At 41.3% G+C, this 13330-nt stretch carries 11 protein-coding genes; all 11 read left to right on the forward strand.

All coding sequences use genetic code 11. The features are described from left to right. The first annotated feature begins 399 nt into the window (after window positions 1–399). Complete coding sequence (locus DXA93_RS16285) at window positions 400–1956, forward strand: NEW3 domain-containing protein (RefSeq protein ID WP_119208778.1); 1557 nt, start codon at window positions 400–402, stop codon at window positions 1954–1956. 53 nt (window positions 1957–2009) lie between these two features. Then, complete coding sequence (locus DXA93_RS16290; protein WP_119208780.1) at window positions 2010–4247, forward strand: PEGA domain-containing protein; 2238 nt, start codon at window positions 2010–2012, stop codon at window positions 4245–4247. 124 nt (window positions 4248–4371) lie between these two features. Further along, the gene (locus DXA93_RS16295; RefSeq protein ID WP_119208782.1) at window positions 4372–6291 is read left to right on the forward strand and encodes a hypothetical protein; all 1920 of its coding nucleotides are present in this window, start codon (window positions 4372–4374) and stop codon (window positions 6289–6291) included. A gap of 276 nt (window positions 6292–6567) precedes the next feature. Beyond that, window positions 6568–7587: a hypothetical protein gene (locus DXA93_RS16300; protein ID WP_147399561.1), complete on the forward strand. Its 1020-nt coding sequence runs from the start codon at window positions 6568–6570 to the stop codon at window positions 7585–7587. A gap of 249 nt (window positions 7588–7836) precedes the next feature. Beyond that, the gene (locus DXA93_RS16305; protein ID WP_119208786.1) at window positions 7837–9579 is read left to right on the forward strand and encodes an AAA family ATPase; all 1743 of its coding nucleotides are present in this window, start codon (window positions 7837–7839) and stop codon (window positions 9577–9579) included. A 123-nt stretch (window positions 9580–9702) separates the two neighbouring features. Next, window positions 9703–9942, forward strand: a complete 240-nt coding sequence (locus tag DXA93_RS16310; protein ID WP_117814644.1) for a hypothetical protein — start codon at window positions 9703–9705, stop codon at window positions 9940–9942. A 75-nt stretch (window positions 9943–10017) separates the two neighbouring features. Continuing rightward, window positions 10018–10866, forward strand: coding sequence for a TIGR02452 family protein (locus DXA93_RS16315; RefSeq protein WP_119208788.1), 849 nt, complete (start codon window positions 10018–10020; stop codon window positions 10864–10866). 96 nt (window positions 10867–10962) lie between these two features. Further along, complete coding sequence (locus DXA93_RS16320) at window positions 10963–11355, forward strand: response regulator (RefSeq protein WP_055228083.1); 393 nt, start codon at window positions 10963–10965, stop codon at window positions 11353–11355. After that, entirely contained in the window at window positions 11352–12056 is a 705-nt protein-coding gene (locus tag DXA93_RS16325; protein WP_055228082.1) for a metallophosphoesterase, read from the forward strand. The genes DXA93_RS16320 and DXA93_RS16325 overlap by 4 nt, the downstream gene beginning before the upstream one ends. 311 nt (window positions 12057–12367) lie before the next feature. Further along, a complete protein-coding gene (locus tag DXA93_RS16330; RefSeq protein WP_055228081.1) occupies window positions 12368–12613 on the forward strand; it encodes a hypothetical protein in 246 nt (81 codons plus the stop codon). Window positions 12614–12642: 29 nt separating this feature from the next. Further along, entirely contained in the window at window positions 12643–12960 is a 318-nt protein-coding gene (locus DXA93_RS16335; RefSeq protein ID WP_055228080.1) for a hypothetical protein, read from the forward strand. The last annotated feature ends 370 nt before the right edge of the window (window positions 12961–13330 follow it).

Consider the following 13330-nt stretch of genomic DNA (forward strand, 5'->3'; position numbering starts at 1 on the left):
AAATAAATTTTTCGAATCTGCGAAATCGAAAAATGAAGAAAAAGCTGTTTTGGGGACAGCTTATTTCAGTGCGCTTTTTTCTGGCTGTATTCTGATTTTAAAGAGTACTGGAAGCCCAGTCTGTTTTATTGTATTGCATAATAATGATGAAATATGCATTGCAAAATGCATGACAAAATATATTGCAAATAAAGGGAGGATGTATTACACTAAAAGAAATACAACAGAAGAAGGAGGAAAATGAAATGTTCGTTGCTCTGCTCGGCTAATGATTGAGATGCAGAGCAAGAAAAGCCGCCTTTCCATTGACGGAAGGCACCAGGGATCCTGAAGACAGCATAAGCGGCAGATATTCAGAGAAAAAGGATCGAAATTTTACATTTACGAGGGAGAAGACGTATGAAAGTGTGGAAGAAATTACAAGTTGTCTTTCTGGCACTGCTTTTATGCACCGGAATGATGACACAGCCTGCTCTTGCAGCATCGCTGCTTCAGGATGGAATCGAAGCAGCCTTGACAACAGACAAAGAAACTTACCAGCAGGGTGAAGAAATCAAAGTTACTTTAACTGTAACCAATACAAATGATACAGCAGTAACGAATCTGTCACTGGAAAATATTTTGCCGGAAAATTTTGTGCTGGCCGAAAATGCGGAGACAACAAAAAAGATGGAATCTCTGCAGGCTGGAGAAACCGTTACGTTGACAACGGTTTGTACGGTAAAAGCATCAGATGACAAGAAGGATGATGAAAATAAGGAAAATCCTTCTGGAGATGACAAAAAGAATCCGACAGATAATGAAAAGCCAGGAAATGGAAACGTAGCAAATGACACGAAGAATCCTGGTACGACAACGGGCAGCAAGGATTCCGGAACGACATTAACAAAAGATCAGGGAACTGGAAACGCAAAGCAAAATGGCCAGTCCTTAAAGGCTGAGAAACTGAAATCTGCACCGAAAATGGGTGACAACACCAAAATTATTGTTTGGGTTGTACTGCTGGTGCTGGCAGGAGCAGCCGTTGTTGTTGCACTAAAGAAAAAAAACAGAAGAAATAAAATGTTGGCGTGGTTTCTGTGCCTGATTATGACGGGAAGCACCGTTGCAGGCGTATTTCCGGAACGGGCAAGAGCAGAAGCACAAAGTGTAAACATAGGAAAGGTCATGGAGCTTTCCAAGAATATTCTTGTGGATCAGACTACCGTGGAGCTGAAAGCAAAAGTTGAATATACCTACGTGAAGTCAGATGATCCATCGGACGACACCAAAACATATACACGCGGTGAGTGGGTACAGATGCTCGCTGAAAAGGTTGAAATGAACCTGGATACAGATCCGGATTCCTTAAACCATTATTATGCGGATACGGCAGGAAATGCGTATGAAGCAGCAATCGAAATCGCAGAGAAATATGGAATCCTGCCGCCACCGGATATCGAAGATCTGGAGCAGGATATCCCGTTTTTCTATCCAGATGAACCGGCAACACGCGAATTTGCGGCTTATACGGCAGTACATGCAATGGGATTCAATGGAATACATTCGTATGATACGAACAGTTGGACAGATTGGGATAGTATTACATATCAAAATGAAGCAGCAATTGCAGTAGGGAAAGGATTTCTGGAATTAAATACAGAAAACCAGTTCCAGCCGCATGCGTTGCTTTCCAAGAAAGATGTTAAATCGATTTTCTGTGAAATTGATGAAATCAGACAGGAAGACACAACAATTGGTGAAGAGCCGCATGATAATACACAGTACGTAGATGGTGTATTGAAAAAAGAACTGGAAAATATCACAGATTATACAGTTGTAGAGAATGCGGATGGAACCTATACAGTTACACTTCCGAAAACAACCGAGACAGAAAAAATCGGAGAAGGAAGTGTTATGATCCTTCCTGCGAATGAAGTTATATTTCAGGTATCGCGCTCAAAGCAACTACGGTAACAGAGGACGGCGAGAAACTGATTCTGACATGCATAAAGCCAGAATTATGGGAAGTGGTCAGCAAAATTGATTTTGTCGGAGGCGGTACAGCACTTATCGGAGGAGCTGCTGACACGGATGAATACGGAATTGCAACACAGGCTAATATAGGAGCAGGTGGTGTTATTGATGTTGGCTACGAAAAGAATTTTGAATTTAATATTGGTTCGAATGATGAAGGAAAAGGAAAAATTGATTTTGAAATTCCTGAAATTCTGTGCGTTGTAAATGTTGACGTTGGAGTAAATGGTGTTTCGGTAAATGAACTTAAACTTGCTGCCACGGAAAATGCAAATGAAGATATTACGGCGGAAAAAGAATTTGCTGACAGTGGTCAGGTAGAATTAATGCGTTTTCCAATTACAATAGGGGCTACCGGTTTTACCTTTGATGTTGTACTTTTCTGTTCATACAAAACAGATGGATCCTTACATATTTCATATAGCGTTGAATCAACACAGGGATTTGAATATAAAGATGGAACATGGAGAGGCATTTTCGATTTTCATCATGGTGTTGATACCCTTGAGGTAAAGGGAAATATGGAAGGCGGTATTGGCATAAAAGGTCTGTTGACTTTGTACAGTGTTTTTGATTTAGCAGGCTATTATGCAGATTTAGGCTTAGGCGTTGAGGCAGAATTTGCATACCATGATTTAGAAAATGGAAGTCTCGCATGCGAGGATATCAAGGTATATCCATACTCAACAAATGGACTCGATACAGATTCCCTGCTTGGAGATGTATTGAAGAAATATTTCGATTTTGATCTGGAATTCAAACCGCTTCAAAATGATGAAAACAACAACTTGAGAATAAAAATGCATAAGGAAAATGGAGTCCGCGTTGAAAAATGTACGTACGCCAGCGGCGGTATCACAGGATATGTTTACTCGAGCAAAACACGTTTGCCGATAGAAAACGCGAGAGTCAGAATTTCCAGAAAAGTCAGAGCAGGCAGCGGCAATGGTGGAAACAGCGTAGCCGGAGGCGGCAGTGGAGGCGGAAGCCATGGAGCCTGGAACCTTGAAACAGAAGAAAATGAAATTGCTGTTTTTTCAGGAGGAGCTGGAGCCTGGAGAGAGGAAGGAACAGAAACAGAAAGAATTCTCTATACCGATGTGTTTGGCAAGTACAGCACCAAAAATCTGCAGGATGGAACTTATGAAATTACAGTATCCGCAACGTCTTATCAGACGTACAAGGTTGCGGAAGTTCTGGTTCAGAAAAGTGAAATCAGATATGTAGAAGATATCTATATGGTGGAGCGCCATGATGATTTTAATACAGGTTCTGTAGAGGGAACGATAACCGATGCAGTCACGGGAGATGGTATTACAGAAACAGCCTACATTGTACGCAAAGGCTGGAACAATCAAACGGGTGATGCTGTGACAGAAGGAGTATTTGAAAATGCAGACTATACTCTTTCAATGGAAAATGGAAATTATACGCTTGAAATCAGCAAAGAAGGCTATGTGACGAATTACAAAAATATCACAGTAGCGGGAGACCAGATTGAAACAGCAAATATTGTTCTTGTACCGGGAGATGGGGACGGTGAAACCGCAGGAGAACTCCGCATCGTATTAACCTGGGGCGAAGAGCCGTGGGATCTGGATTCTCATCTTGCATGCTACTCGTCGGACAAACCGTATCATATCTGGTTCGGACAGACAGATTTCGAAGGAAATTCTGTTGGAAACTTAGACGTAGATGATACAAGTAGTTATGGTCCGGAAACCATTACAGTACGTAACGTAAAAGCAGACGAAAAGTTCAGCTATTTCGTACACGATTATACCAACAGTTACAGTGAAGTGGCCAATGAAATGTCTCTTTCCGGAGCAAAAGTTCAGGTTTACCTCGAAGGCAAAAACATTGCAACATACACGATTCCGACAAATCAGCCAGGAACCTTATGGCATGTTTTCGATTTCGATGGAGCGACCAAAACCATTAAATCTGTAAACACGCTTGAATATCAGAATGACCCATACACCATCGGTGGAATTGATCAGGAAATGGATGATGTGGATGACACAGAAGAGATTGAAATGTACGCTGGAAAGGTACGAAACAAAAAACAGCCAGAGCAGAAAGTGGTTGTTGAGGAAACTCCATTACCGGAAACAACTGCAGAGAGCGTGATTTCGGAGTCGGAAGTAGCAGAACCTGGTGAAGCAGTATCCAAATCAGAATCAGAGCCAGATGATGAAAACGTGGCAGAAGATGAAACGGTAACTCCGTAATACAAAGAAGTTTAAAATGTGGTGAATCAGTAAATCTGATGCACCACATTTTAAACGAATCAAGTAAGTGGCGAAGCGGATTGCGAATATCCGCTTTGACAGGCAGAATAAGGAGCAGGTACAGATGAAAAAATGGATCCGCGCAGTATTGGCAGGCACAATCATTCTGGCATTGATTCTGTTTGGAATTTTTGCAGCTCAAAATACACAGAAGAGTACAAAGCCGGAACAGAATCCGGAAGAACAGAATACAAGTGTATCGGAAAACAGCACATCGGATGAGAGCACAGCAGAAAACAGTACGGATGATCCTGACATCATTGTAAAAGACAATGTAAAGGTGATTACCAATGAGATGAAATCAGAAGATCAGCCAACGGAAGTTTCTGACAACAGTCTCACCTTTGAAAAAGATCCTGGTTACCAGACCGGAGATGTTCTTGTTGCGGGAGAAATCAGTGCAGCGCCTTCTGGATTTATTCGAAAAGTAGTGCAGATAGAAAAAACGAATCAGGGTTACCGGGTAGAAACAGAGCCAGCGACCCTGCTGGATGTATTCGAAAAGGCACATATTATCAAACAGTTCCGGCTGACGGAGGATGGTGCAAGTGAAACAGGAAATAACAGCGCTTATATTATTAAAAGACTGTCCGAAGATGAATCGGAAGAAGAGACAGAGGAAGAAAACAGTGATTACGATTACAGTGTCTCAATCAATGTTGAAGAAGAACCCGTTCAGTTTTCAGGAGAGGCAGGATGGGGATGCTGGCTGGAACTTCAGATTGATATCGAAGACGGTGAAGTCCAGTGTGGAATTGCAGTAAGGAGCAAAGCCGGTATTTCCCTGGAATGCGGCGCAAACAGCGAGAAAGAATTTGAAAAGGAAAAAACCGTTTACGAACGAAAACTGCCGAATATCGAGTTCAACGCCGGTATTGTACCGATTGTTATTACAAATCATATGGAAGCCGTTGTCGGGGCAGCGGGAAGTCTGGAGGGCGGCATTCACAGCTCTTACGGTGCAACAGCCGACAGCACCCTGGGATTCCAGTATGACAGCAGAACAGGCAAAGTAGAAGAAGTCAAAGAAGGAAATCTGAATTCAGACGGACTTGAGTGGAGTACGGTTGAGGTGAACGGAAGGCTGGAAGCATACATTGACATCCGGCTGAGCGCAAAATTATATGACAGCGCTGGCCTGAATCTTTCCGGCGGAGCAGTTGGAAAAGCAGAAGGCCAGGCAAAGGTATCCATGAAGGACGACCTGGGTGGATATGCGGGCTCACTGGAGCTTTCCATCAGCCCGAGAATCAAAGGAAAAGCAGTGGTTGATATCCCGGTCATTGATAAAAAAATGCAGGAAACAGATCTTTTTGACCGGACCTTTGATCCAATCTGGTCAAAACACTGGGAGTCAAGTGCAGACTGGCAGAAGGATATGGAATGGACGGAAACTGGAGAGCAGGGAGATATCTATGTTACACGGTATGGAGAAGTAAATCAGTGTGACAGCACGGCATTCCAGTTTGAAATCCCAAAAGGCTGGGAAATTCAGACGGAGGAAGTTGGCGGTTCCATGGATGCGGTCAGAGAAAACGTTGTTCTGACAAACGAGAGAGGTGTTACCGTTTCGTTTTGGTACTGCCAAGGCGCGCTTGGCGGCTATTCGCGTGATATGCTGAAGGCACAGGTTTCACAGGCAGACACTTCTAATTTCGTGCCTGGATATCCATGGGGAACCGATCGTGACTGTTCAGATCTTGGCGAATTTATGGTAGCACGAGTACATATCACAGGCGAGATGATGGCTGGCATTGATGATGATTATGTTCCTGTAGACAGCACGTTGTTCGCAGTGATACCGACATCCCGTCTTGGCGAGATTGAATTTGCAGGTCAGGCTGGGGACGTAGACGAATTTTCTTTTGACTATCCGACACCAGTTGCATTTATCGCAGAAGCACCAGACGGTACATTTACAGAAAAAGAAGAAGAACAGGTGATTCGCATTTTGAAGAGCTTTAAAGTGGCTGAATTAGATTAAGCAATACCCCGGAGCAGGAAGAGATGAACTGTGTTCCGGGGTATTTCAACATCACGTAAGATAAGATGGAAGGAAAGTGTTATTTTAAAATCTTGTGAAATCAAAGAGTGAGGATTTTTTGGAAATTACATAAAAAGAAATAGTAAAGAAAAACGAGCTGCGATATAATGAATGTGATGAAAAAATGAGTAACGAAAAATCAATAAAAATATGGAAAAGAACATAGAAAACATGGATTTTTCGGGAAACAGAAAGAAAAAGGAGGAGTGTTTCGAGATGGAAACAAAGAACAAAAACAAAAAGACAGTCATCATGCTTGCTGTAATTGGTATTGCGATTGTCTGCATTTGTGTCATCGGAGTTTTTGCAAAGAAAGCGTATGACCGTCATCAGGAGGAGCTTCGCTTACAGGCAATTGAGACAAAAAACAGTGAGATTGATGGGGAATATCAGAGATTTGAAAAAGAAGAAGACAGAAATAAAAAACTGGAAGCATTGAAACAAGAGATGGAGAGTGCGGAAAAGTATAAAAAGACAGAAGGCGATTATGAGGAATGTTCTGCACACTATGAAAAAATTATTGCGCAGATGAAGAATTCCTTTGTCTCCGAATATGACGACACGATCAAAATAATTGCGGATAAAATTGGTGATGATGTTGAAAAAGTGGACGATAAGGAAGCACTCAAAAACGCTACCAGCGAATTTACGACATTCAAAGATATCTTGAAAAATGACTTCGAAAATTATAATACCGTTGAGCAGGACAGCTTTGACAAATATAACAGTACGATTGATGATTATGTAACAAAATACAATGATAGAGTAACTGCTATTGAAAAATCCGAGGAAGAAGCTCGTAAGAAAGCTGAAGAAGAGGCTAAAAAGAAAGCTGAAGAGGAAGCAAAGAAGAAAGCAGAAGAAGAGGCTGCTGCTAAAGCTGCTCAGGAAGAAGCAGAAAGAAAAGCTGCCGAAGAAGCTGCTGAACAAAGTTCCGGATCATCTTCAAGTGGTTCTAGTTACTATGACGACAGTAATGATTATAGTTACAGTGGCGGAAGCTCAAGCTCTGATTATTCTGGTGGTTCTAGCTATGATTCTAGTTCTGGAAATGATTACAATGGTGGATCGAGTTCATCTGGTGGAAGTTATTATGGAAGTTCTGATAATATTAATCTTTGGCAAGAAGATAGTAACGGAAATAGAACTGAAGGTTCTTATAATCCTTCAACTGGTGATTCTTGGGATTCAAATGGAAATTATGAAGGAAATGTAAATGATTGGCTTTGGGATTAATATTTATAATTAAGTAATATAAATTTTTAATTAAATTATTTAAATAGGAAAAGTTTAATGCTTTTATTTTGCTTTCCTATTCAGCTCTTTTTAGTGACAGGAGCCAATATAAGATCATAAAAAATTGGACAGATTAGAAACCGATAAGAACCATTGCCAAAGCAAATAAAACCAGCTAAAATAGAGATCAGAACATAAGCACAGTCGCAGGTGTTAAAAGCCGCAAAAGTTGGAAAGGAAGGTTTCAAGATGAGAAAACCAAAACTCCCGACCGGGATTGACAACTTTAAAAAGATTCGCAATGGAAATTACTATTATGTAGATAAAACTTCCCTTGTAGAACAGATTTTAAATAACGGAAGTGAGGTCACGCTTTTTACGCGCCCACGCCGTTTTGGAAAATCCCTGAATATGAGTATGATTCAGCATTTCTTTGAAATTGGAACGGATCCAGCACTTTTTGACGGCTTGAAGATTTATAAGAATACAGAGATTTGTGAACAATATATGGGAAAATATCCCGTTATTTCCATCAGCTTAAAAGGAATTGATGCCGATTCCTATGAAAAAGCCCGTGCGCAGCTCATAAAAACAATCAATCGTGAGGCAAGAAGATTTCAATTTCTTCTGGAAAGTGACAAATTGAGCCGGGTTGATAAAGCACTTTTTTCAGAACTTCTGACAAGAAATATGGAAGAAGACACCATTACCAGCAGTCTTCAGGAACTGACAGAACTGTTGGAAGTTCACTATGAACAGCAAGTGGTTGTCCTGATTGACGAATACGATGTTCCGATGGCAAAAGCCCATGAAAATGGATATTATGATGAAATGGTATTGCTGCTTCGAAATATGTTCGGAAATGTTCTAAAGACAAACAGCAGTCTTGCCTTTGCTGTTTTGACGGGCTGCCTGCGAATTGCAAAAGAAAGCATCTTTACCGGACTGAACAATTTCAAAGTATATTCGATTACAAATACAGAATTTGATGAAACCTTCGGTTTTACAGATGAAGAAGTAAAGACCATGCTACATGACTATGAAATGGATGACCGATATGACGAGGTAAAAGAATGGTATGACGGATACCGATTCGGAAAAGCAGATGTGTACTGTCCATGGGATGTTGTGAATTACTGCAATGATCATATCCATAATCCAGAGGTCGAGCCGGAAAATTACTGGATGAATACAAGCGGGAACAGTGTGATTCATCATTTTATCGACAGTATCAATGAACCGGATATGCTCACAAAAACAGAACTGGAATGGCTGGTAAATGGAAAAACAGTGATCAAACAAATCGACGAAATGGTTACCTACAATGACCTGTATTCGACCATGGATCACCTGTGGAGTACACTTTTCATGACAGGATACCTGACGCAGCGCGGAAGAGAAAGTAATGGCCGCTATTGCCTAGCAATTCCAAACCGGGAAATTCGAAATATCATAACAGAACGGATTCTTACACTGTTTCAGCAGGAAGTAAAAAAAGACGGAAAAATGGTAGAACAGTTCTGCCAGGCACTTTTTGACGGAGAAGCAGCAGAGGTGGAAAGCCTTTTGAATTTGTATTTGCAGATGACGGTCAGCGTACGCGATACCTTTGTGCGGAAATCACTGAAAGAAAATTTCTATCATGGAATTCTGCTTGGAATCTTAAGCTATAAAAATGACTGGCGTGTATCTTCCAATCGAGAATCGGGAGAAGGATTCAGCGATATTGTGATTGAAACGGGAAATGCAGAAACAGGAATTGTGATAGAAGTGAAGTATACAGATGAGAAAAAAGATCTGGAGAGAGATTGCCGGAAGGCATTGGAGCAGATTCGGGATAAAGATTATACGCAGACACTGTGGCGGGAGGGCTATAAAAAAATGGTGCAGTATGGGATTGCATTTCATTTAAAACAGTGTTGTGTGATGGAAGAAGAGATGCAGCGTAAGCGGAATCGGGATGGGGCTCTGAATAGTTACAATTTGTTATAAAATTCAGGGCAGAGATATTGCCCTGAATTTTATATACGGACAAGTTTCTGTCAACATTTTCCGTTCGATATGAGATAAAATGGCAATATTCAAAAGAAAAAGCCTACCATGAGGAGAAAAAAGATGGAAGAAAAGACAGCAAACATGGCAGAGAATATTCGCGTTACATTCACCGGGTTCCACTACATAAAGGATGGCGATTATCCAAATGACTTCGAGGTATGCTTATTGATCCTGAAAGACAACAGCTTATCAGCAGGCTGCTGGGATACAGGATTATATGCCACGGAAGGCGGCAAGCAGCCAGGTGCATTTCGACAGGCAAGGGGCTGCTTTATCGATGCGGACTATGTAAAAGCCTGAACGAAGTTGGAGGATAAGGTGTATAATTTTCAGCAGAACAGCATTGTGTGACTGGGATACGAGAGGAGAATTGCAATGGATAGAAGAAGTAATAATATCGCGATCTTTCAGGACTCCATGGATTTGATAAAAGCAAACCAGAAGCTCCAGCAGGCAGTTCAGTTTTCGATTCAGAACCAAAAGCTGTATGTTCCATCGCAGGCAATTGCACTTCCAGAACCTGGAAAATCATCTTGCAAAACGATTGTTTCATCTAAAAGAAGCTTCGAAGCCGCCTCTGCATACGCAAAAGCCGGAAAGCGAGTCTGCGTCCTGAATTTTGCATCTGCAACTAATCCCGGCGGCGGTGTAACACGGGGAAGTACGGCACAGGAAGAATGCCTTTGCCGATGCAGCACACTTTATCCATGCCTGGATACAAAAACGATGTGGCATCAGTTCTATCAACCGCATCGGAAAGCAGGCGATCCACGCTACAATGATGATCTGCTGTATACACCAGAAGTCGTCGTATTTAAGACCGACACCTCTGCACCGGAACGAATGGAAGAAAAAGACTGGTATCAGGTAGACATCATTACCTGTGCGGCCCCGAACCTCCGAAAGAAACCAAGCAATGCCATGAACCCGTCCGCAGGAAATGCGCCGGTTAAGATTAATGAGAAAGCACTGTACGAACTTCAGATGCAAAGACTGGAACGTGTTTTTCAGGCGGCAGCATCGAACGGAGCGGAAGTTCTGATTTTAGGCGCGTTTGGCTGTGGCGCTTTCTGCAACCCGCCGAGAATTGTAGCACGGGCATTTCGGAGTGTACAGGAAAAATATGCATCCTATTTCGAAACGATAGAATATGCGGTGTTCTGCGGCAGAAACAACACGCAGAATTATGATGCATTCAATATGGTGCTTGGAAGTAGAAAATAGAATCTAAATGGTGTTCTGAAAGAACACAAAAGCGAACAGAAGATACGAGCGTATGAAAAGCACAAACAACAAAAATGAGAGGGACGGCTGTAGAATATGAAAGTTCTGAACTTCGAGGACAGTGTTTATAAGGCAAATGCAATTCGAAAAATCTTAGGTAATCGCTGTGGTGTGGCATCGGTTGAGCAGGTGTCTAATGTGGAAGATGGTCTGAAAATGTTGAAAGATGCAGAAAACGCAGGAGAGCCGTTCAATCTGATCATCACAGATATGCATTTTCCAATGAGGTCAGGAGCCATCAGCGACACAGAAGCGGGAGAAAAATTAGTTCAGATTCTGCAGGCGCAGGGAAATCAAACCAACATTATCGTATGTTCCTCAAGAAATATGAAACTTCCAGGTGTGTATGGATGTATCTGGTATTCGGAAATCAGCGACTGGGAAGAAGAACTTTGTGATCTTGTAAGAGAGATGGAAAAAAGTAAATGATTTATGCGATGAGTGATATTCACGGACAATATGAGCTGTTCAGGAACCTGATGGAGCAGATACCCCTTGGAAAAGATGATATACTCTATGTACTTGGTGACGTAGTCGACCGGGGGCCGGATTCCATGAATACCTTGAAATATATGATGGCAAACCCTAATATCATTCCCATTATGGGCAACCATGAGCTCATGGCTCTTCCTTGTCTGAAACTTCTGGTACCGGAACTTTCGAAGGAATTTCTTCATAAACTGTCATCACAGGCACGTCAGTCCTTTGCAGAATGGACGTTGAACGGCGGAATCAGCACAATTCAGGAGTTCTTGAAACTTCCGCAGGAAGAGCGTCGACAGGTAGTGGAATATATAGAAGCATTTCGTCCGTATGGGAAGAAAATCATAAATAATGGGGAATATTGGCTGATTCACGCAGGGCTGGAACATTTTTCGGAATCAAGGCAGCTTGAGGAGTATTCTGTGGAGGAACTTGTGTGGAAAAGAACCGATTTTGACATCACATATTTCAAAAACATTACTGTGGTAAGCGGGCACACCCCTACGCAGAATATTCTTGGAAACAGCAGACCCGGATATATCTTTAAGAAAAATAATCACATTGCGATTGACTGCGGAGCAGGCGGAAATAATGGAAGACTGGCGGTGATTTGCCTGGATACAGGGGAAGAATATTATGCAGAATAAAATGCATCAGAACAAATTAGGCGGACAGAAGAGAAATACTTTATGGTGGAAAATATGAGAACAGTATTGTGATAAAGTTGTAGAGAAATTTCTTGTTTTCGCTTGCAGAATAACGGAAAGTGCGACATAATTTGAGTAAGAAAATTGTGATGATACAAAGAAACAGTCTTAGTGCTTATACAGATCGCGACAGTCTCATTTAATCGAATCAAGCAAGCAGCGAAGCGGATTGAGAATATCCACTTTGACTAAGTAGATATTTTTTGTGATTGTTATTCAAAAAAGTTTCAATACGCAGAGGAGGGAAGAAAATGAATTTTAATTTGAGTGTACAAAAATGGCATCTTGTTTCGGAAAAAGGATTGCCAAAGGATGGCACATGGTGTTTTTTGGTATGGAAAAGTGCAAAAGATGAATATGAATGGACTGTTGGCGGATACAACGAAGCTGAGAAGTATTTTTACGCAAATCTTGGCTTAGGCGGGATGATTGTTGATGCAGATGAAGTTGTTGCCTGGGCAGAACTTTTCAAGGACGAAACCTTTACGGCAGAGTAGGTTAAACAGCCAGGAAAAGAGGAAAACAAATGATTCAAAAGAGATCCAGAATAAAAATAAATACAGATCTAGCAAAAATCAGACAGGCAGGAAAAAATCCGCAGGAAGTGCAGAAAGAGCTTTTGGAGTTCTTTGAAAAAAGAGGATTTGAGTATGAAGTGCATGTTGGATATTTGCATCAGGAAGAGATTACGCGGGAGAAAGCGCAGCAAATTGCGGATGAATTGAAAGAATGCGGATTGGCGAAATTTGTGCATGATTTTTATGTTTATGATGTGGATGGGAAAATTGTTGTGTTAGGAGATGAAAATAAAGAATGCATATTTACTATAAATGAGCAAATTTGAAAAACTGCACAAACAAATCTGCTATACACGGACATTAAGAGGATTAAACAATTTATTGTCCGCATAATGCGCACAATAAATTATGAGTTTTGTGCACTTTTCGGTATTTGCTCATTTATAGATATTTAGTTAAAAAATATGAAGCAACTTCTGTTTAAGGTGCTGAACAGACGAAGTGACAGAAAGAGTTATACAAGAGAAGGATTCATTGAAATGCTGAAATATTATCCATTGGAAATGCCAAAGATTTATGTCAGCTTGTTTTGAAACTGTAAATATTATTATGAAGAGCCGTATGCGGCAAAGCCGCACGTACGGTTCTGTGAGGGGCTTACATTGTGAGGTGTAAGTCTACTCGATTATCGAGCGA

Origin of the sequence: Blautia sp. OF09-25XD (assembly GCF_003482095.1) — a bacterium.
Classification (GTDB): Bacteria; Bacillota; Clostridia; order Lachnospirales; family Lachnospiraceae; genus Fusicatenibacter; species Fusicatenibacter saccharivorans.

Bases quoted from the DNA above. Each gene is read 5' to 3' on its own strand.
- DXA93_RS16325 (WP_055228082.1), top strand. From the start codon at position 11,352: ATGATTTATGCGATGAGTGATATTCACGGACAATATGAGCTGTTCAGG.
- DXA93_RS16330 (WP_055228081.1), top strand. From the start codon at position 12,368: ATGAATTTTAATTTGAGTGTACAAAAATGGCATCTTGTTTCGGAAAAA.
- DXA93_RS16310 (WP_117814644.1), top strand. From the start codon at position 9,703: ATGGAAGAAAAGACAGCAAACATGGCAGAGAATATTCGCGTTACATTC.
- DXA93_RS16285 (WP_119208778.1), top strand. From the start codon at position 400: ATGAAAGTGTGGAAGAAATTACAAGTTGTCTTTCTGGCACTGCTTTTA.
- DXA93_RS16295 (WP_119208782.1), top strand. From the start codon at position 4,372: ATGAAAAAATGGATCCGCGCAGTATTGGCAGGCACAATCATTCTGGCA.
- DXA93_RS16315 (WP_119208788.1), top strand. From the start codon at position 10,018: ATGGATAGAAGAAGTAATAATATCGCGATCTTTCAGGACTCCATGGAT.
- DXA93_RS16300 (WP_147399561.1), top strand. From the start codon at position 6,568: ATGGAAACAAAGAACAAAAACAAAAAGACAGTCATCATGCTTGCTGTA.
- DXA93_RS16320 (WP_055228083.1), top strand. From the start codon at position 10,963: ATGAAAGTTCTGAACTTCGAGGACAGTGTTTATAAGGCAAATGCAATT.
- DXA93_RS16305 (WP_119208786.1), top strand. From the start codon at position 7,837: ATGAGAAAACCAAAACTCCCGACCGGGATTGACAACTTTAAAAAGATT.
- DXA93_RS16335 (WP_055228080.1), top strand. From the start codon at position 12,643: ATGATTCAAAAGAGATCCAGAATAAAAATAAATACAGATCTAGCAAAA.